Source organism: Mesorhizobium sp. M7A.F.Ca.US.006.01.1.1 (genome assembly GCF_003997935.1).
In the GTDB taxonomy this organism is placed as follows: Bacteria; Pseudomonadota; Alphaproteobacteria; order Rhizobiales; family Rhizobiaceae; genus Mesorhizobium.
Genome location: NZ_RZQL01000070.1, coordinates 1 through 18,241, shown reverse-complemented (window position 1 = coordinate 18,241; position 18,241 = coordinate 1). Strand labels below are relative to the sequence as shown.

17 protein-coding genes are annotated in these 18,241 nt (G+C 62.7%); 8 read left to right on the top strand and 9 right to left on the bottom strand.

Features of this window, described 5'->3' with window-relative positions; genetic code table 11:
* The first annotated feature begins 141 nt into the window (after positions 1-141).
* Positions 142-591 carry a nucleoside deaminase gene (locus tag EN943_RS14490; RefSeq protein WP_127413091.1) on the top strand — a complete coding sequence of 150 codons (450 nt, stop codon included), beginning with the start codon at positions 142-144 and terminating at the stop codon, positions 589-591.
* Between the two features lie 36 nt (positions 592-627).
* Here the strand turns inward: EN943_RS14490 and EN943_RS14485 are convergent, their stop codons facing one another.
* Positions 628-1,299, bottom strand: a complete 672-nt coding sequence (locus EN943_RS14485; protein ID WP_127413090.1) for a hypothetical protein — start codon at positions 1,297-1,299, stop codon at positions 628-630.
* 200 nt (positions 1,300-1,499) lie between these two features.
* Positions 1,500-4,463 (bottom strand): isoleucine--tRNA ligase, encoded by a 2,964-nt coding sequence (gene ileS, locus EN943_RS14480; RefSeq protein ID WP_127413089.1) that lies wholly within the window; start codon positions 4,461-4,463, stop codon positions 1,500-1,502.
* A 43-nt stretch (positions 4,464-4,506) separates the two neighbouring features.
* On the opposite strand from ileS, the gene EN943_RS14475 reads away from it, so the two are divergent.
* Positions 4,507-4,764, top strand: a complete 258-nt coding sequence (locus EN943_RS14475; protein ID WP_127257956.1) for a hypothetical protein — start codon at positions 4,507-4,509, stop codon at positions 4,762-4,764.
* Here EN943_RS14475 and EN943_RS14470 read toward each other — a convergent pair.
* The gene (locus EN943_RS14470; protein ID WP_127413088.1) at positions 4,754-5,560 is read right to left on the bottom strand and encodes a MipA/OmpV family protein; all 807 of its coding nucleotides are present in this window, start codon (positions 5,558-5,560) and stop codon (positions 4,754-4,756) included. The genes EN943_RS14475 and EN943_RS14470 overlap by 11 nt on opposite strands.
* A 195-nt stretch (positions 5,561-5,755) precedes the next feature.
* Here EN943_RS14470 and EN943_RS14465 point away from each other — a divergent pair, with 195 nt between their 5' ends.
* Positions 5,756-6,310, top strand: coding sequence for an HdeD family acid-resistance protein (locus EN943_RS14465; RefSeq protein ID WP_127413087.1), 555 nt, complete (start codon positions 5,756-5,758; stop codon positions 6,308-6,310).
* 18 nt (positions 6,311-6,328) lie between these two features.
* On the opposite strand, the gene EN943_RS14460 is transcribed toward EN943_RS14465, so the two are convergent.
* Positions 6,329-7,309 (bottom strand): bifunctional riboflavin kinase/FAD synthetase, encoded by a 981-nt coding sequence (locus tag EN943_RS14460; protein ID WP_127413086.1) that lies wholly within the window; start codon positions 7,307-7,309, stop codon positions 6,329-6,331.
* Positions 7,310-7,315: 6 nt separating this feature from the next.
* Positions 7,316-8,176, bottom strand: coding sequence for a TIGR01459 family HAD-type hydrolase (locus EN943_RS14455; protein WP_164778197.1), 861 nt, complete (start codon positions 8,174-8,176; stop codon positions 7,316-7,318).
* A 254-nt stretch (positions 8,177-8,430) separates the two neighbouring features.
* Between EN943_RS14455 and EN943_RS14450 the strand changes: the two genes are divergently transcribed.
* A complete protein-coding gene (locus EN943_RS14450; RefSeq protein ID WP_206522757.1) occupies positions 8,431-10,416 on the top strand; it encodes a TadE/TadG family type IV pilus assembly protein in 1,986 nt (661 codons plus the stop codon).
* A gap of 128 nt (positions 10,417-10,544) precedes the next feature.
* Positions 10,545-11,177 (top strand): LysE family translocator, encoded by a 633-nt coding sequence (locus tag EN943_RS14445; protein ID WP_127413083.1) that lies wholly within the window; start codon positions 10,545-10,547, stop codon positions 11,175-11,177.
* Positions 11,178-11,187: 10 nt separating this feature from the next.
* Here the strand turns inward: EN943_RS14445 and EN943_RS14440 are convergent, their stop codons facing one another.
* Complete coding sequence (locus EN943_RS14440; protein WP_127413082.1) at positions 11,188-12,012, bottom strand: DUF2189 domain-containing protein; 825 nt, start codon at positions 12,010-12,012, stop codon at positions 11,188-11,190.
* A gap of 300 nt (positions 12,013-12,312) precedes the next feature.
* Between EN943_RS14440 and EN943_RS14435 the strand changes: the two genes are divergently transcribed.
* Together EN943_RS14435 and EN943_RS14430 are read left to right on the top strand one after the other, a co-directional pair.
* A complete protein-coding gene (locus EN943_RS14435) occupies positions 12,313-13,536 on the top strand; it encodes a TadE/TadG family type IV pilus assembly protein (RefSeq protein ID WP_127413081.1) in 1,224 nt (407 codons plus the stop codon).
* A 154-nt stretch (positions 13,537-13,690) separates the two neighbouring features.
* Positions 13,691-14,200 (top strand): CAP domain-containing protein, encoded by a 510-nt coding sequence (locus EN943_RS14430; RefSeq protein ID WP_127413080.1) that lies wholly within the window; start codon positions 13,691-13,693, stop codon positions 14,198-14,200.
* 50 nt (positions 14,201-14,250) lie between these two features.
* Here EN943_RS14430 and EN943_RS14425 read toward each other — a convergent pair whose 3' ends face one another.
* From EN943_RS14425 to EN943_RS14415, 3 genes are all read right to left on the bottom strand, one after another.
* Positions 14,251-15,783, bottom strand: coding sequence for a DHA2 family efflux MFS transporter permease subunit (locus EN943_RS14425; RefSeq protein ID WP_127413079.1), 1,533 nt, complete (start codon positions 15,781-15,783; stop codon positions 14,251-14,253).
* Positions 15,784-16,088: 305 nt separating this feature from the next.
* Complete coding sequence (locus tag EN943_RS14420) at positions 16,089-17,270, bottom strand: HlyD family secretion protein (protein WP_127413078.1); 1,182 nt, start codon at positions 17,268-17,270, stop codon at positions 16,089-16,091.
* The gene (locus EN943_RS14415; protein ID WP_127413077.1) at positions 17,267-17,746 is read right to left on the bottom strand and encodes a MarR family transcriptional regulator; all 480 of its coding nucleotides are present in this window, start codon (positions 17,744-17,746) and stop codon (positions 17,267-17,269) included. Before EN943_RS14415 ends, EN943_RS14420 begins: the two co-directional genes overlap by 4 nt.
* Before the next feature lie 195 nt (positions 17,747-17,941).
* Here EN943_RS14415 and EN943_RS14410 point away from each other — a divergent pair.
* Positions 17,942-18,241, top strand: a 300-nt coding sequence (locus EN943_RS14410; protein WP_164778195.1) for a CDP-alcohol phosphatidyltransferase family protein, incomplete at its 3' end; no start/stop codon positions are given.

Genomic DNA, 18,241 nt, shown 5'->3' with positions numbered 1-18,241 from the left:
TTTCGGGCGCGCAACGAACGCTGTAGCACTTTTGATGTGGCGCATGATCATTTTCGAAAACCGAGTCCCGATTTTCGAGGTCCTGCGCTCAATAACAGGATCACCGTCAGGTGGCGAGGAGATAATCGGAGTGAAAATCGCGTGAAGCGGCCCGATTTCATGGCGCTGGCGCTGAAGGAGGCCGAAGCTGCCGCCTTGCGAGGCGAAGTGCCGGTCGGCGCCGTCATCGCCAATGGCGCTGGTGTTGTCGCCAGCGCCGGCAACCGCACACGCGAACTTGCCGACCCGACCGCGCATGCCGAGATGCTGGTCATCCGCGAAGCCTGCCGCAAACTGTCGGCCGAGCGGCTCACCGGGCATGATCTTTATGTGACGCTGGAGCCGTGCGCCATGTGCGCCGGCGCCATTTCCTTCGCCCGGCTGCGCCGGCTTTATTTCGGCGCCGCCGACGACAAGGGCGGCGCTGTGGTCAATGGCGTGCGCTTCTTCGCCTCGCCGACCTGCCACCACGCGCCCGACATCTATCCAGGCATGGGCGAGACCGAAGCAGCCCTGCTGCTCAAAGGATTTTTTCGAGAGCGGCGCGGCTGAACCGGGCGCTACGCCCGGCGACTCAATATGGCGTTCTTACAGCCAATCGAACCAACCGCTGCTCTTCTTGCCTTCCGCCTCTTTCTTGAGGCGGCGTTCCTTCTTGTACTCGTCCTCGCCAAGCTCGTTCTGCGGCGCGGTGCCGGCGGCGACGCGATACTGCACAGGAGGCTCGCTCAGATATTTGCGGGTGTTCGGATCGCCCTGCTTGCTGTCGGCGAGCCGGCGCTGGATCTCGGCGGCACGGCCCTTGTCGGAATCGGCCGGTGTCCATGCCGGCGGGTGGCTCGAGCCTGACTCCGCCATGGCCCTCTTCACCGAGGCCGGGTCCGTCTGCACGTCGTCGACGATCTCAGACTGATAGGCCGGATCGTTCTGATGGGCGGTGGCGTCGGCGCGCAAGCGGGCGCGGCGCTGCTCGGGCGATTCGGGCCATTCGGCGCTCGCCGTCTCGATGCTGTCCTGCGGGGCCGGCAGCGCTTCCTTCTGGCCTGGCGCCGGCTTCACAAGCGTCGGACGCGGCTTGTAGTCGATCTGCTCCTTGCGCTTGGGCGCGAATGAAAAGGCGCCCGAAATATCGCCGGCCAGCTGTTCGCCGGCGGTCTTGTCGGTGCCGTAGGTCGGAGAGCCCATGCAGCCGGACAAAGCGAGGCCCGACGCGACAAGCGGCGCCAGCAGCGCCAGGCGCGCATTATATCTCTCGGTCATGCCAAAAAGTCCCACTCTAGACAGCCTCTCGATTGCCACCAGCCCTGGTGGCCGGTCCCCATCGTCCAAGCACTTGCGACGGAAATCCGGCGACAATTTGTCTTCCGGAGTTTCGCGTGTTTACCTCAACCACTCGTTAAGGGCAACGCGCGGGCGGGTTTTCGCCCGCCCGGCGTGGCATTTGTGCATCGATCCGGCCGTCAAAGCCGGCCAAGCGCCTTCAATTCATGCAGCACCGCCGCATCCCTGGCCGAAACATCCGGGAATTCCGGATCCTGGCCGACATCGGCGGTGTAGCGCCAGGATCGCGCGCATTTCACCAGGCCGCGATCCCAGGCCTTCTCGACCACCACGGCGACACCCCTGACGTCGTCAAGCGTGAAGGCACCCGCGGGTGCTTGCCCATGAGCGATGACCAGATCGCTGGTGATCGCCATCTCGGCCATATCGACATCTGAAATCGCCGCTTCGAGCGCTGCGTCGTTGATGGTGACGACCGGCACCGCTTCCAGCGACGATCCGATCACCTTCTGGGCGCGCGCGATCTCCAGCGCGCCGGTGACGACGCGCCGCACCTGCCGCACCTGGCGCCACTTTTCCGCCAGGGCCTCGTTCTTCCAGTCCGCCGGGATTTGCGGGAACTGGTCGAGATGCACCGAGACGGCGTCGGGATGACGATCGAGCCAGGCCTCCTCCATGGTGAAGGGCAGCATCGGCGCCAGCCATTTCACCAGGCAATCGAAGAGATGGCGCACCACCTGCACCGAAGCCTTGCGCTTCAGGCTCGACGGCGCGTCGCAATAGAGCGCGTCCTTGCGGATGTCGAAATAGAACGCCGACAGCTCGACCACCATGAAATCGAGCAGCATGCGGGTGATGCGCTTGAACTCGAAGGCGTCGTAGCCCGAGCGCACGACCTCATCGAGCTCGGCCAGCCGGTGCAGCATCAGCCGCTCCAGCTCCGGCATCTTCTCCAGCGGCACCTCTTCGCCATCGTCATGGGCGAGCGTGCCGAGCATCCAGCGGATGGTGTTGCGTAGCTTGCGGTAGGCGTCGATGTTGGTCTGCAGCACGTTCTTGCCGAGCCGCTGATCCTCCCAGTAGTCGGTCGTCACCACCCACAGACGCAGTATGTCGGCGCCCGACTGCTTGATGACGTCCTGCGGCACCACGGTGTTGCCGAGCGACTTAGACATCTTGCGGCCATCCTCATCCATGGTGAAACCATGGGTGACGACGGTGTCGTAGGGCGCCCTGCCCTTGGTGCCGCAGCTTTCCAGCAGCGACGAATGGAACCAGCCGCGATGCTGGTCGGAGCCTTCGAGATAGACGTCGGCCGGCCATTTCAGGTCAGGGCGATCCTCCAGCGTGAAGACATGCGTCGAGCCCGAATCGAACCAGACGTCGAGGATGTCCATCACCTGCTTCCATTTGGAGGCATCGTGATTGCCAAGGAAACGCTCCTTGGCCCCAGTGGCGAACCAGGCGTCGGCGCCCTCCTTCTCGAAGGCGTCCATGATGCGCTGGTTGACCGCTTCGTCCTTCAGCACATTGCCGTCGACATCGGCGAAGACGGCGATCGGCACGCCCCAGGCGCGCTGACGCGACAGCACCCAGTCCGGGCGCTCCTCGATCATGGCGCGGATACGGTTCTGGCCGGCGGCGGGCACGAAACGGGTTTCGTCGATGGCCTTCAGCGCGCGGCTGCGCAGCGTCGAGCCATCGCCGAGATCCTTGTCCATATAGACGAACCATTGCGGCGTGTTGCGGAAGATGATCGGTTTTTTGGACCGCCACGAGTGAGGATAGCTGTGCTTCAGCCGACCACGCGCGAACAGTGCGTTGCGCTTGATCAGCTCGTCGATGACAGCCTGGTTGGCGTTCCCCTTCTTACCATTGTCGTCGATGACGCGCGCCGGTCCATCCTCGCGGTCCGGTCCGAAACCCGGTGCGTCCTTGGTGAAGAAGCCGCCATCGTCGACGGTGAACGGGATGGCGGGATCGATGCCGCGTGCGCGCAGATCCGCCGCCGCATCCATCCAGGCGTCAAAGTCCTCGCGGCCGTGTCCGGGCGCGGTGTGGACGAAGCCGGTACCGGCATCGTCGGTGACATGGTCGCCGGCGAGCATCGGAACGGCAAATTCGTAGCCGCCGCCCAGGCCCTTGAACGGATGTGAAAGCGTAAGGCTTCCAAGCTCTTGCGCCGAAACGCTGCGGAGACGATTCAAGGTGACCTTCGCCTTGACCGAGGAGTCTTCGGCTAGTGCGTCGGCAAAGATCAGTTTTTCGCCCGGCTGCGGGCCGAACGCGTTCTCGGCCGCCGTGACCTCGTAGAGCCCATAGTTGATGCGCGGCGAATAGTTGACGGCGCGGTTGCCGGGGATCGTCCACGGGGTCGTCGTCCAGATGACGACATGAGCCTGCAGCAGATCGAGCGCGCCCTCCGTCAGCTTGGTCTCGCCATCGTCGATGGGGCGGACCAGGCTGGCGACCGGAAACTTCACCCAGATCGTATCGCTCTCATAGTCGTGGTACTCGATCTCGGCTTCGGCCAGCGCCGTGCGCTCGACCACGCTCCACATCACCGGCTTGGAGCCGCGATAGAGCTGGCCCGACATGGCGAACTTCAACAGTTCGCCGGCGATGCGCGACTCGGCATGGAAAGCCATCGTCGTATAGGGATTCTCGAAGTCGCCGATGACGCCGAGGCGCTGGAACTCGGCGCCCTGCACCGTGATCCAACCCGCGGCGAACTCACGGCATTCCTTGCGGAACTCGTTGACCGGCACCTCGTCCTTGTTCTTGCCCTTGGCGCGGTACTGCTCCTCGATCTTCCATTCGATCGGCAGGCCGTGACAGTCCCAGCCGGGCACATAGTTGGAGTCGTAGCCACGCATCTGGAACGAGCGGGTGATGACGTCCTTGAGGATCTTGTTCAGCGCATGGCCGATGTGGATGTTGCCGTTGGCGTAGGGCGGGCCGTCATGCAGCACATATTTCGTGCGGCCGGCAGCGCTCTCGCGCAGCTTGCGGTAGAGATCCATGTCCTGCCAGCGCTTGACCAGCAGCGGCTCCTTCTCCGGCAAACCGGCGCGCATCGGGAAGTCCGTCTGCGGCAAATAAAGCGTCTTGGAGTAGTCGATCGTTTCAGTTGTATCGGTCATTGGTCTGCCATGTGCATTGCCCGGCGGCAAAAGAGCTCGGGCGTTGAACTATACTTTTGCGCATGTCGTTTTCCCAAAACCGGGGCCACTTTTGGGCGACATGCCTGATGATCTGGAAAAAGCGCGAGAGGCCGCGCGCAGAATTCCCGGCGGCTCCGGCGACCCTCAGGCCGCCCGGAACACCGGGCCGGTAATTCGTATCGTCAGCACGCGAAGGCGCGAAAAGCTCGTCATTGGTGGGCTTTTAGCGGAGATAGACGCAGGAATAAAGCGTCTCTCGTTCGATTCACCTACATCGTGAAATCGAAGCGATAGGTGGTCGACACGCCGACCGTGAACTGGTTGCGGTCGCCACGCTCCTTGACCAGGCTGGAATCGGCCGCCGGTCCCATCAGGCGCGAATACTCGCCAAACAGGCTTGCGGTCATCGGCTCGGTCACCTTCCAGGTTACGGCGCCGCCGAGGCCGGTCGATTTCAGCCCGCCACCGGGATGATATTCGCTCAGGCCCGAGGCCACGGCTTCCTGCGCGTTGACGCTATAGTAGGCGTCGAAATAGTTGCCCGAGGCGAAGGAAACGCGCGGTCCTCCCGAAATCCTGACGGTTGGCGTCACATCGTAGAAGGCGTCGGCGGCAATGTCGGCTACGAAGCCGTTGTGGGCGCGAATGCCGTGGCGCAGCTCGGCGCGGGCGCGCAGCCAGTCCGTCGGATAGAATTCGAAGAAGCCGCCGACTTCGCCGCCCCAGCGCACCGGATCGAGGCCCTTCAGCTCATCGGCGTTGTCATCGTCGCGGGAAAACAGGAACTTGCCGGTCAGGCCGGCGCGGACACCGCCATCATCGACCAGCGCCAGCGAAATGTTGTCGTTGCGCGAGACGAAGCGGGCCGCCGGTCCGGCCTTGCCCAGCGAAATGATCGGCGAGGCGCTGAGCAGGTACTTCTTGCCGCCCTCGAAATTCGGCGCAACCATGCCGGTGGCGCCAACGGTCAGATACCAGTCACCCGACAGCCAACTGCCCTCGCCCGCATTGGCGGCACCCGCCCCACCCAGCATCGCAGCGGCCAACACCAGAGAGATTCTTCCGACCGGACTCATGGCCACTCCACTAACACAACGCACCTGACTACCGATGACAGCTTTGACGGTCGTTTGGTAAAATTTGATTTAAACCCGAGACATACGTTCGCGCTTTGCCGCGATGCCGCTGCCGGTCATCGACTGGACGTCGGCCCGCGCCCGGATTACCCTTCCATCCGCAGTATTCCGCAGCCCTCGATGGAGACCGCGACAATGACCCTGCATGGCGACGCCTTGAAAATCGCGATCGAACAGACACGGACAAAATGGGGATGGTTTGTCGCGCTCGGTGTGCTGCTGCTCATCTTCGGCGGCATTGCCTTTGCCAATCTGTTCGTCGCCACGGTGGCTTCCGTCTACGTCGTAGGATGGCTGATGCTGATGGCAGGCATCATCGAGATCGTGCATGCGTTCGGCGTCAAGACCTGGAGCCGCTTCTTCTACTGGCTGCTCAGCGGACTGCTGTACGCCCTTGCCGGCTTCTTCGCTTTCGGCAATCCGTTGCTTGCCTCGGCGGTGCTGACGTTCCTGCTGGCGATCGCGCTGGTCGCGTCAGGGGTGCTCAGGGCCTGGGTCGGCTACAGCCATCGGCCGGAACGCGGCTGGGGCTGGATCGTCGCTGCCGGTGTCATCAGCGCCCTTGCAGGTCTGATCATCGCCATGGGCTGGCCGGTCAACAGCCTGTGGGTGCTCGGTCTGTTCCTGGCGATCGATCTGATCTTCCAGGGCTGGACCTTCGTCGCCGTCGGCCTGGCGCTGAAAAAGTAGCCGGCATCACGCCTGGGCTCAAAAAGCCATGGTCGCGTCGAGATCGGAGAGCGGCTTGACGCCGGCAAGCAGCGCGCGTGCCTCGGCTTCATCGCGTTTCATCTGCGCGACCAGCGCGTCGAGCCCATCGAACTTCACCTCCGGGCGCAGGAAACCGAAGAAGGAAACCTGACAGACCTCGCCATAGAGATCACCGGAGAAGTCGAAAACAAAGGTTTCCAGCAGCGGCGCGCCATTGTCATCGACGGTCGGGCGACGGCCGAAGCTGGCGACGCCGTCGTGAAGCGTGCCGTCGGCGCGGCGGAAGCGGACGGCATAGATGCCCTCCTTGAGTGCGGCTTCGGCCGACAGCCTCATATTCGCGGTTGGAAAGCCAAGGGTGCGGCCAAGCTGCTGTCCGCCGACCACCTCGCTTTCGACGGTGAAGCGGTAGCCGAGCAGGCCCGCGGCTTCAGCCACTTCGCCCGCGCCCAGCAATCCGCGGATGCGGCTGGACGACACCACCTCGGCGCCCTCGTCCCGGAAGGCATCGACGAGCGTGACGCCGAAGCCGTGACGCCCGCCGGCCGCCATCAGGTAGGCCGGGCCGCCTTGACGATCCTTGCCGAAATGGAAATCGAACCCGGTCACGGCGTGGGTAATGCCAAGATTCCTCTCCAGCACATCCGTGACGAACGCTTCCGCCGACAGCGAGGCGAAGTCGCGTGTGAACGGCTGCTCGACCAGCGCGGCAAAGCCCAGCAGCGACAGCAGCCGCGCCTTCATCGGCGGCGGCGTCAGCACGAACAACGGGATGTCAGGCCTGAAGATTTTGCGCGGATGCGGTTCGAATGTCAGCACCAGGGCCGGTACGCCGCGCCGCCGGGCTTCAGTCGAGGCCCGCTCGAGCACCGCCTGATGGCCGCGATGGACGCCATCGAAATTGCCGATCGCCACCACGCCGCCGCGCAGGTCGGCGGGAAGCGGCGCGGTTGCCAGGATGCGCGGGAAGGCTGCCATCGTCACCTACCGAAGTCTGGGAATGACGGCCACCGGACCATAGCCATGCTTTTCCAGGAACGCCGCCAATCTTGCCGGATCCGGTTGCAGGGCATCGCCATAGTCGCGGGCATGGATACCGCCGGAGACATAAAGAACATCGAAGCCATTGTCGGCGGCGCCCTTCACATCGGTCATCATGCCGTCGCCGATGGCCAGCACCTGGCCGCGCTCGACCGGCCGGCCAAGAATCTCGGCAACCTCCTTCATCGCGAGATTGTAGATCGGCGCGTAAGGTTTTCCAGCGATCAATGTGCGGCCGCCGAGCTGGGCATAGTCACGCGCCAGCGCGCCGGCACACCAGATGATGCGTTCGCCGCGCTCGACCACGATGTCGGGATTTGCGCAGATGAAAGGCAGGTTCCTGGCGCGCAACCGCCGCAGGAGCTCCGCGTAATCCTCGGGCTTCTCGACCTCGTCGTCGAACAGGCCGGTGCAGACGACGCCGGACGCCTCGAACTCCTCGACAAGCTCGACGTCGAGGCCTTCATAGAGGGTGAAGTCGCGGTCGGCGCCGATATGGAAAATCTTGCGCGGCCCTTCGGCGATCAGATCCCGGGTCACGTCGCCTGAGGTAACCACCCGGTCGTAGGCTGACGGTGGAACACCGATCGCGTTCATCTGCGCCACGACATCGGCACTTCTGCGCGGCGAATTGGTGATCAGGACGACGGGGATTTTCGCCTCTCGAGCCCTTGCCAGTGCAGAGGCCGCCACCGGGAAATGCGTTTCGCCATTGTGCACCACACCCCAGACGTCGCACAGGATTGCCGAGTAGGCTTTCGACACGTCTTCGAGCGAGCCGATGATTTCAGGCGAATCCGCCATGCCGTTTCCTTCAGTCATGATCGTTGCGACCGCCACGACAGACGGTTCGCCGCAGCCGGTTCGGATTAGCCGAACCACTCCGGCCTGTCACCAGCTTTCGCCGAGCATCTGCGGAGCGTCAGCGAGGGTGCCCAGTGGTTAGCGATTGGTGAAGTGCTGACCCGGCAATCGAGCTATTTCCCAAACATGACCTTCAACGTTTTGTGGAAAGCTGGCGTCGACCGAGAATGCGTCGGTGGGGGCCGCTGCAAGACATGCATGAACTTTGGCGTCAGTTCTGCCGAGACCAACGCGGCAACTATGCTCTTATGACCGTCGTTGCGATGGTTCCACTGATGGGCGGCCTGGCGATGGCCGTCGACTTCACCGAGATGAGCCGCGAAAAACAGGCGGTTTCGAATGCGCTCGATGCCGCAAACTTCGCCACGGCGCGCCGGCTGACGGAAGGTGCGACCGACGACCAGTTGAGGGCCTATGCGCTCGACTTCTTCAATGCCAACCTCAACAAGATCAATCCCGCCAACACGACGCTCACCGTCACCTTGCCAAGCAACACCAGCGGGGGCGGCTTGCTCAAGATGAGCGCGCGGCTTGACTACAAGCCCTATTTCTATCCGGTCTTCGGCCAGCTCGTCGGCAAATCCGAAACCGACGCGAACCAGACGATCAGCTTCAACGTCACCTCGGAAGTGCGGCTGAAGAACACTCTGGAAGTCGCCTTGGTGCTGGACAATTCAGGATCGATGACCACCACCGGAACGGGCTCGGGGCAAAAGCGCATCGATCTTCTCAAGACCGCGGCCAAACAGCTGGTCGACACGCTGGCCCAGCAGGCGGCGATGATCAAGCAGGTCGATAGGCCGGTGCAATTCGGCCTCGTGCCGTTTGCCGCCTCGGTCAATGTCGGTCCCGGCAACGGCAATTCATCCTGGATGGACACCGAAGGCCTGTCGCCGGTATCGAACGAGAATTTCGACTGGTCGACGCTGAACGCAGCCGACAAATACGCCCAGCAGACCAATGGCATCTGGTACAAGCGCGGCACCGGATGGGGTGCCGACGAAGGCCAGATGCTGACCCGGTTTTCGCTCTACCACGACATGAAGGTCGTCACCAACCACGAGCGTGTCGTCAACAGCAAGCGCGTGGTTTGCGACGAATACTATTCGAACAACACCTGCAAACGCGACCACGACGAATATGACTATATCGATTCCTACGGCCCGTTCGCCAGTTGGCAAGGTTGCGTCGAGGCCAGGCCCTATCCCTACAATGTCAACGACGCCGCGCAGTCGGGCGGCTCGGCGAACACCGGCATAGGGGTCGGCGATCCGGCAACGATGTTCGTGCCGATGTTCGCCCCCGACGAGCCCGGCAATCATTGGAAGCTCACCCAGGATCCGGATGAGGCCGCGCCGACGGCCTACGGCGCCGTCAACAGCTGGTGGAATGACGATCCGACGAGCAGCACTGGCCAATCCCGGCTGCGCAACATGGCGAAATATTTCCAGCCGCGGCCGATCGATGCGCCGGTGCTGGCCGCCGGCAATGGCCCGAACTACAGTTGCACCACCAACCCGATCACACCACTGACCGATGTCAGCGTCACCACCGGGCTCACCGCGATCAAGGCCGCGATCGACCTGATGCAGCCGAATGGTGGCACCAATGTTCCCGAGGCCATGGCCTGGGGATGGCGGGTGGTTTCGAGCGGCGAGCCATTCACGCAAGGGCGCCCGGAAACCGAGAGGGGCAACGACAAGGTCGTGATCGTGCTGACCGACGGCGCCAACACCTACTACACGCCTTCGTCGCTCGGCTATTCCGACCCCGCCGATTCGAAGTCGACCTATGCGTCCTTCGGCTATCTCAATCCAGGCTACAACGGCACTTCGGTCGGCCGCCTGTTCATGGGCACATCGAGCGCCATTGGCCAGTTCGACTATTCGAACGGCAACTACACCAACGCGCTCAACGAACAGATGGCGACGCTTTGCAACAACGCCAAGGCAGCCAACATCATGGTGATGACGGTGGCGCTCGACCTGTCGACGACCAAAACCGCCGATCAGCAGGCGATCGAGGCGCTGAAATCCTGCTCGTCGAACTCGCGCTTCCGCAAGGATCCGACGGACGCGAGCAAGCCGGCAAAGCTGTTCTGGAACGCCACCGGCGCCAGCTTGTCGAACGATTTCAAGGAAATCGGCAACGAATTGTCGAACCTGCGCATCGTCGGCTGATCCGTAGGCATCGGGCTAGCTGGAACAAAGGCTGGCGCCGCCATGCACTTGCGCGCGCCTGCCGGGACAGGCACATGTTGGCCGCTGCCGGATCGTGCAGCCATTCGCGGCGCGCTGGGGAAGAACAGATGCCCGAAACAGCCAATCATCTCGCCTTCGCGCTGGTCTGCCTCGGCATGGTGCTGACGCCTGGCCCCAACATGATCTATTTGATCTCGCGTTCCCTGTCGCAGGGGCCGAAGGCGGGGCTCATCTCGCTTGGCGGCGTGGCACTCGGCTTTGTCTTCTATGTGCTGGCGGCGGCGTTCGGCATCACCGCGCTGCTGCTCGCCGTGCCCTACGCCTATGATGCGCTGCGCTTTGCCGGCGTGCTCTATCTCCTGTGGCTGGCCTGGCAGGCGGTGAAGCCAGGCGGACGCTCGCCGTTCGAAGTGCGCGAATTGCCGAGGGACAGGCCGCGCAAGCTTTTCGCCATGGGTCTGATGACCAATCTGCTCAATCCGAAGGTGGCCGTGCTCTATCTGTCGCTGTTGCCGCAGTTCATCAGCCCCGACAAGGGCCACGTCCTGTCGCAGCTTCTGGTGCTCGGCGCGACGCAGATCTCGATCAGCCTCAGCGTCAATGCCGTCATCGCGGTGACGGCTGGCTCGATCGCCAGCTTTCTCGCCGGACGGCCGTTGTGGCTGGTCATCCAGCGCTGGATGATGGGCACCGTGCTGGCGGCTCTCGCGCTGAAGATGGCGACAGAGGCGCAGCGCTGAGAGTGCTGACCTACATCGGCCGCCTTATCTGCTGTGCCCGCTCGGGCTCGACCACCCTGCGGTAGAGATGCCATGTCGCATGGCCGAGCACCGGCATGACGACGGCGAGCCCGGCAAACAGCGGGATAGAACCGATCACCAGAAGCACGGCGACCAGCAAGCCCCACAGGGCCATCTGCAGCGGGTTGGCCATCACCGCCCTGGCCGAGGTTTCGATGGCTGAGACGGCGCCGACGTCACGGTCGAGCAGCAGCGGGAAGGCAATCACGGTGGTGGCCAGTACGACCACGGCGAAGACAAAGCCCGCGGCATTGCCGGCAAGGATCAGCGTCCAGCCCTTGCTGGTGGTCAGCACGTCGCGGATGAAACCACCGATCGAGGCCGGCGGCTGGTCGCCGAACAGGCCGGTGTAGATCGATTGCGCGGTGTAGAGCCACAACAGGAACAGCGCCACCAGCATGATGCCGATGACGGCGATCGACGGGACAGCCGACGAGCGCCGCACCTCGAACGCGTGCCGCCAGGAGGTGTTCATGCCGAGTTCGCGCCGGCGACTGATCTCGTAAAGCCCGAGCGCCGCAAACGGCCCGACCAGCGCGAAACCCGACATCAGGGGATAGATGAGCTGGATGGCATTGGCGCCGGACGTCCACTGCGTCAGGATCAGGCCAACGATGGGATAGATCAGGCACAGGAACACGTAGTGCGATGGTTTTGCCCAGAAATCCTCGAACCCGAGACGCAGCGCATCCCAAAGGTCCGACGTGGTGATACGGCGCACCGTTGGCTGCACATGCATTCCACGTGCGTCCGCCATGACATGAAAGCCGGCCATAACCTTCCTCCCGTGTGTCGGGGCGGTCACCGCCTGGATGGCCGCCAGAGCTGCCACTTCAAGATCGAGAAGCATGATAGCAGAGTTGGCGGCGATTGTCGCCGGGCTAATGGCCTGGGGAGTAACTCCTCGTTGTGCTCAACTCTCCGTATGGCCTTTCGTATGGCGTGCCTCGGCAGTCTTTCGTTTTGGCCAATCATTGTTCTGCATTTTAGCATTTACGTATTTTAGCATTTACTTAAATTACTCGTAGGGATCCCTGGCGTATCACCTGAGCTTTACGAGTTTCGGCGAGGGACTATGTTCGCATTGAAAGCCTTCTGGTCTTCGGAGCGCGGCAACTTTGCCATAACGACCGCCTTCGCTATGCTGCCAATAATGATTGGTTTGGCCGGCGCCGTTGATCTGATCGGCACGAGCCATGACGCCTCGCAACTACAGAACTCGCTGGACGCGGCTGGGCTCGCCATCGGCACGAAGTTCTCTCCCGATATGGCGGCCGGCGATATCCAGCAGCTTGGGCTGCAGTTCTTCGCCGCCAATATGAGCGCGGCCGACCAGCAGGAATATCTGGGCAGCGTCTCCGCTTTCGCGGCAACGGCAAGCGGCAGCCCAAGCGCCTACTTTATCTCGCTGTCGTCCAGCATAAGCCGCCCAAGCTTCATCAGCGCCTCGGCCCCCTGGCAGGCCTACCGCTCGGCCTCGGTCAAGATAAAACCTGGCGCGCAGGCCTGCGTGCTGGCGCTCGATCCGCATGCGTCCGCCGCCGTGAACCTCCAGGGCTCGACCAACGTCTCGATGGACAATTGCGTGATCGCGGCGAACTCGGACGCGTCCGATTCCGTCAACAGGGGTGGCTCCGCACTGGTTTCAGCCGGCTGTGTCTCAACCGTCGGCGGCACCAGCGGGCTGTTGCCGCCCAGCGCCAGTCTCGCCTGCGGAACGCCGCACGAACATAGGTACGCGTCCTTTGATCCATTGGCCGACGTCGTTCCTCCCCCTTACACATTGTGTTTGCCTGTCCCGAACGGCAAAACCTACACGCTGTCGCCCGGCACTTATTGCGACAAGACATTGTCGGGCGACATTACGCTTGATCCAGGCGTCTACATCATGCGCGGCACCACCATAAAGCCAGGCGGAAACGGCAGCCTGACCGGCCAGGGCGTGACCATATTCCTCATGGAAGGCGCTCAGATCTACATAAATGCCAACGAGAAGGTGGACCTTTCCCCGCCCACCAGCGGCCCTTATGCTGGCATCACCATTTTCCAGGATCACGGCAACACGTCTGCTCTGACATTGAATGGCGGCGCAAATTCCGTGCTCAGCGGTTTCATCTACGCGCCGGACGCGCCCATTTCCTACGCCGGCAACTCTGATATGAGCGCCCAGGGCGACTGTCTCAGGCTTGTCGGCAACACGATACAGATGACCGGAAACTCGTCCGTCAAGTCGGACTGCGCGGCGGCGCTTGGAAATCGCACAATGTTTGCCGATCGGATGATCACTCTGGTGAAATGAGAAACGGCCGTCCGGCAGCGCAAGCGGTAGCGTCGAGAAAAATGGTGGTCGCGTTTAACAATGCCGGAGTGCGGCGGCGACCGCACTCCGGCAGATCAGTGCCTTTTTCGCCATCCTGCCCGGCAAAAGCCATGATCGCCATTATCTCAGGGGCATGACCATAGCGAAAATCGAAACCCACCCGATCCCGAATCTGAACAGGCGCATGGTGCTGACCGGCCTCGCGGCCCTGGCGGGCCTCGCCGCCTGCAGCACCGTTTCACTGCCAACCGGCGAAGGCGCCGGAGTCTCCTCCTCCGCCACCAGCACGCTGGCTAGCATTCGCGCCTCGGCCGGGCTCGCGCCGCTGGTCCCCGACCGGCAGCTCGAACAGGCCGCCTTGCAGCAGGCCGGCTACATGGCGCAGCGCCGCCGCATGAGCCACACCACCGGCTGGGGCAAGGATTTCGCCTCGCGCGTCAAGGACAATCGAATTTCCGGTGCCGCGGCGGAAAACATCGCCGAGGGTCGTTTCGACCTCGAGAAACTGTTCGACATCTGGATGCATTCACCAGGCCATCGCCGCAACATGCTCGACCCGCGCTTCACCCGCTTCGGCCTTGCCTATGTGCGCGACAGCGGCGACAGCAAGCTCCGTTACTGGAGCCTAGTGCTCGGAAAATAGGAAAAACGTGCCGCTTCGGTGCGCCACACCCAAGACGATTTGATGGAAAGCTAGTCCATATGCGCTGCCGGCGCGCCGCCGGCAGGCGCCTGCTTCGGCTTGCGCAGCAGGAAAACAAACGGAATGGCAAGCAGCGTCATCACCATGAGTATTTTGAAGTCGTTGACGTAGGAGATCATCATCGCCTGGAGATTGACCATGCGATCGACCTGCGAAAGCGCCGTCGGGTCGCCGCTCGCGGCGGCTGGAGAGACCGCCCACAGATTCGGATTGAACGGGTTGATGAAGGCCGAAAGCTCGGCGTGGTTGACCTGTGTGTTGCGCACCATCAGAACCGTTACGACCGACACGCCGATGGACGAGCCAAGATTGCGCACCAGGCTGAACAGGGCCGTGGCATCGGTGCGGAAGCGCACGTCAAGCGTGGCGAAGGCGACGGTCGACAGCGGCACGAACACCATGCCCATGCCCAGGCCCTGGATGACGCCGGAGCTGATGATCAGCCAGTTGTCCATCTGCGGGGTGAAGCTGGACATGGTGTAGAGCGATTGCGCGGTCAGCAGGAAACCGATGACGACCAGGATCCGGGCGTCGATCTTGCTCATCAGCCGCCCGACGATCAGCATCGAAATCATGGTGCCGACACCGCGTGGCCCTATGACGACGCCGATGGTGACAGTCGGATAGCCGAAGATGGTCGACAGCATTGGCGGCAGCAGCGACATCGAGGCCAGGATGAGCACACCCATGACGAAGATGAACGCCAGCCCGGTTACGAAATTGCGGTCGAGGAAGATCTTGGGATCGATGAAGGGGTGTTCGGCCGTCATCGTGTGAATGATGAACACCCAGAAGCCGGTGAGGGAAAGACCAAGCTCGATCCAGATCTCGACCGATGAAAACCAGTCGACCTCGCCGCCGCGGTCGAGCAGCAGCTGAAGCGCGCCGACGCCGAGCGATATCATGGCGAAGCCGAAGAAATCGAAGCCGCGCACCCGCCGGGCAACGGCCGGCAAGTAGGCGGCCATGCCGAGAAAGGCCACGATGCCGACCGGCAGGTTGATGAAGAAGACCCAGCGCCAGTTGAAATTCTCGGTCAGCCAGCCACCGAGCGTCGGGCCCAGAATCGGACCCAGCATGATGCCGGCGCCCCAGATGGCCATCGCCTGGCCATGGCGTTCCCTGGGATTGATGTCGAGCAGGAAGGTTTGCGACAGAGGCACGATCGCCGCGCCGAATACGCCTTGCATCAGCCGGAAGAACACTATGCTCTCCAGGCTCCAGGCGATGCCGCACAGCATTGAGAATATGGTGAAGCCGACCACCGCCGTCAGGAACAGTTCCTTGCGGCCGAAGCGATCGGCCAGCCAGCCGGTGACCGGCGTCATGATGGCGGCGGCAACGATGTAGGAGGTCAGCACCCAGTTGATGTTGTCCGGCGAGGCGCCGAGATCGCCCGTCATTGTCGGCAGCGCGACGTTGGCGATCGTGGTGTCGAGCGCCTGCATGACCGTCGCCAGCATGAGCGCGACCGTGATCAGGCCGCGATGCGGCACTTCTTTGAAGGGTTCGGGCGTGCTCATGGCGTGGAACTTCCAGCAGGTAACAAAAACGTGTACAAGGGGTTTCCGGGCGGCAACGCCTTCCGTTGAGAGACCCTCGTCGCGGTGGGACGCGATTGTCGATGTGGGGGTTACATCGACTGAAAGTCTCTGATGAGCGGATGCCTGCCGCCCGGAAACATGAGGACCGACGGGTCTGCCTCGGAGATTTCAGATTTCGGTTGAGCCGCGACGCGGCTTGGCCCAAACGCTGATCCTCCAGCTCCTCCCATCAGACCAATCCTGCTATTCACCTCCGCCGCTGGTCCTGCGGCGTTCTGTTGACGTTACTGCGCGGCCTCGCCAGCCGTGGCGTGACCGAAGATCGAAGGCAGGCCACGCGCCACGCCGGTGTCGACGGTAACGGTGGCGCTCATGCCGGTGCGCAACGCCATCTTGGCGTCCGCATCGGTCAGTTCGAGACGAACCGGGATGCGCTGTGTGACCTTGACCCAGTTGCCGGTGGCATTCTGGGCCGGCAGCAGCGAGAACTCGGCTCCCGTGCCGGCGCCGATTGCCTTGACCGTCGCCTCGAAGGTGCGTCCCGGATAGGTGTCGACCACGATCTCAGCCTTCTGGCCGGGCTTCATGTGGGTGAGCTGCGTTTCCTTGAAATTGGCGTCGATCCAGGTGTCGCCGGTCTCGACCAGCGAAAACAGCGGCGTGCCGGAACCGACATACTGGCCGACCTTGAACGACGAGGCTTGGCTGACGATGCCGTCCGCCGGCGCCTTGACCGTGGTCTGCGCCAGGTCGTAGGCCGCCTTGTCGCGCGCGGCGAGCGCGGCCATCACGGTCGGGTGCTTGTCGGTTTCGATGTCGGGATTGCCGCCAAGGGCCGCCTTGGCGCTGATGATGCCTTGCTCGGCAACGGCCAGCTGCTGCTTGGCCTTGTCGAGATCGTTCTTGGCCTCGTCCAGCGACGATTTGGCGTTGATGCCCTTCTGGGCAAGATCGGCGGCGCGGTCGAACTGCGACTGGGCGAAGACGACCTGGCTGGCATCGGATTTCTGCTGAGCCATCGACTGGCCATAGGCCGCGCGCAACTGCTCGACATTGAGACGCGCGCCAGCCACCGCCGCGTCGGCCTGCGCCAACGCGATCCGGTATGGCTCGGGGTCGATGGCAAACAGCTCGTCACCCCGCTTGACCGACTGGTTATCGAAGATGTCGACCTTAACGATGCGGCCGGCCGTGTCGGAAGCGATCGACACCTTGGCCTGCTGCAGATTGGCGTTCTCGGTCTCCTGATAACGGCCGCCGGTGACCCAGACATAGCCGCCGCCGACAGCCAATGCCGCAGGCAGCGCGACCATCAGCAGGAAACGGCCCAGCCGGCGCTTTTTCTTCACGGGCGCCGGGGCCGGCTGTACCGGTGGAGCGACCGCGACCGGTGCAGCGACGGGCTTCTCCGGCGCTTCCATTTCCAGTTCGGTCACTTTCTCGTCTATCTTGGCTACCGCGTTCATGCTGCTGCGCCTTCTGCATTCTTCACTTTTTCAATTGACGGCGTCTCGTCGTCGGTCAGGTTGCGGACCATCGCCTCGAGCCCCTCGATGAGGACGCGACGGGCTTCCGGCTTCACACCGACCAGCGATTCCTCATAGACTTCTCCGGCAATGCTCTTGATCACGGCGTAGGCATCGCTTGCCTTGGGCGTCAGGAAGATCATGCGGACGCGACGATCGGCGGCGTCGGAACGACGCTCGATCCAGCCCCCCTCCTCCATGCGGTCGACCAAGCGCGAAACGCTGATCGGCTCGATTTCGAGAAGCTCTGCCAGCCTCGCCTGCGCGACACCGTCTTCCTTGGCAACGCGGACCAGAAGCCGCCATTGCGCCGAAGAAAGCCCCAAGCCACTGGCCCTCGCCTCGAAGCGCTTGCGCATCAAGCGCTGCACGTCGTGGATCAAGAAGCCCAATCTGTCGATGCCATCGGAAACCATGAGCGGGATATATAATAAGCGTGCTTACTATTCAAGATGCCGCGGTGCAGGAAAAGTCGGCAAATGTGCATGACAGCTTTGCCGGACCAATCATGGTTATCGATTTGCGAACGCATGATGGCCGCGCCACCTCTCCGCTGGCCGCGTCTGGCATATTGATGTACAGCCGCTGAACAGGATCGGGGGATCAACGCAATGCCGACGCTTTACGCTCTCAAGCCGGCCTTCCAAGGTCGACTGCGGCCGCTGGTCAATCGGCTGGCGGCAATCGGGGTCACCGCAAACAGCATAACCATCCTGGCGGCCGCGATGTCGATAACCGCCGGCGCGGCCATTGCGATCTGGCATCAATGGCGCTGGCTGCTGCTGCTTATCCCCGTGGTGATGTTCGTGCGCATGGCGCTGAATGCCGTGGATGGCATGCTGGCGCGCGAGCATGGCCAAGCCTCGACGCTTGGCATGTATCTGAACGAGTTGTGCGACGTCGTTTCGGAC

What these genes read in the sequence shown, in the direction of transcription:
- EN943_RS14485 (WP_127413090.1), bottom strand. Translation starts at nt 1,299, where the DNA reads ATGACCGAGAGATATAATGCGCGCCTGGCGCTGCTGGCGCCGCTTGTC.
- ileS (WP_127413089.1), bottom strand. Translation starts at nt 4,463, where the DNA reads ATGACCGATACAACTGAAACGATCGACTACTCCAAGACGCTTTATTTG.
- EN943_RS14470 (WP_127413088.1), bottom strand. Translation starts at nt 5,560, where the DNA reads ATGAGTCCGGTCGGAAGAATCTCTCTGGTGTTGGCCGCTGCGATGCTG.
- EN943_RS14465 (WP_127413087.1), top strand. Translation starts at nt 5,756, where the DNA reads ATGACCCTGCATGGCGACGCCTTGAAAATCGCGATCGAACAGACACGG.
- EN943_RS14460 (WP_127413086.1), bottom strand. Translation starts at nt 7,309, where the DNA reads ATGGCAGCCTTCCCGCGCATCCTGGCAACCGCGCCGCTTCCCGCCGAC.
- EN943_RS14455 (WP_164778197.1), bottom strand. Translation starts at nt 8,176, where the DNA reads ATGGCGGATTCGCCTGAAATCATCGGCTCGCTCGAAGACGTGTCGAAA.
- EN943_RS14450 (WP_206522757.1), top strand. Translation starts at nt 8,431, where the DNA reads ATGCATGAACTTTGGCGTCAGTTCTGCCGAGACCAACGCGGCAACTAT.
- EN943_RS14445 (WP_127413083.1), top strand. Translation starts at nt 10,545, where the DNA reads ATGCCCGAAACAGCCAATCATCTCGCCTTCGCGCTGGTCTGCCTCGGC.
- EN943_RS14440 (WP_127413082.1), bottom strand. Translation starts at nt 12,012, where the DNA reads ATGGCCGGCTTTCATGTCATGGCGGACGCACGTGGAATGCATGTGCAG.
- EN943_RS14435 (WP_127413081.1), top strand. Translation starts at nt 12,313, where the DNA reads ATGTTCGCATTGAAAGCCTTCTGGTCTTCGGAGCGCGGCAACTTTGCC.
- EN943_RS14430 (WP_127413080.1), top strand. Translation starts at nt 13,691, where the DNA reads ATGACCATAGCGAAAATCGAAACCCACCCGATCCCGAATCTGAACAGG.
- EN943_RS14425 (WP_127413079.1), bottom strand. Translation starts at nt 15,783, where the DNA reads ATGAGCACGCCCGAACCCTTCAAAGAAGTGCCGCATCGCGGCCTGATC.
- EN943_RS14420 (WP_127413078.1), bottom strand. Translation starts at nt 17,270, where the DNA reads ATGAACGCGGTAGCCAAGATAGACGAGAAAGTGACCGAACTGGAAATG.
- EN943_RS14415 (WP_127413077.1), bottom strand. Translation starts at nt 17,746, where the DNA reads ATGGTTTCCGATGGCATCGACAGATTGGGCTTCTTGATCCACGACGTG.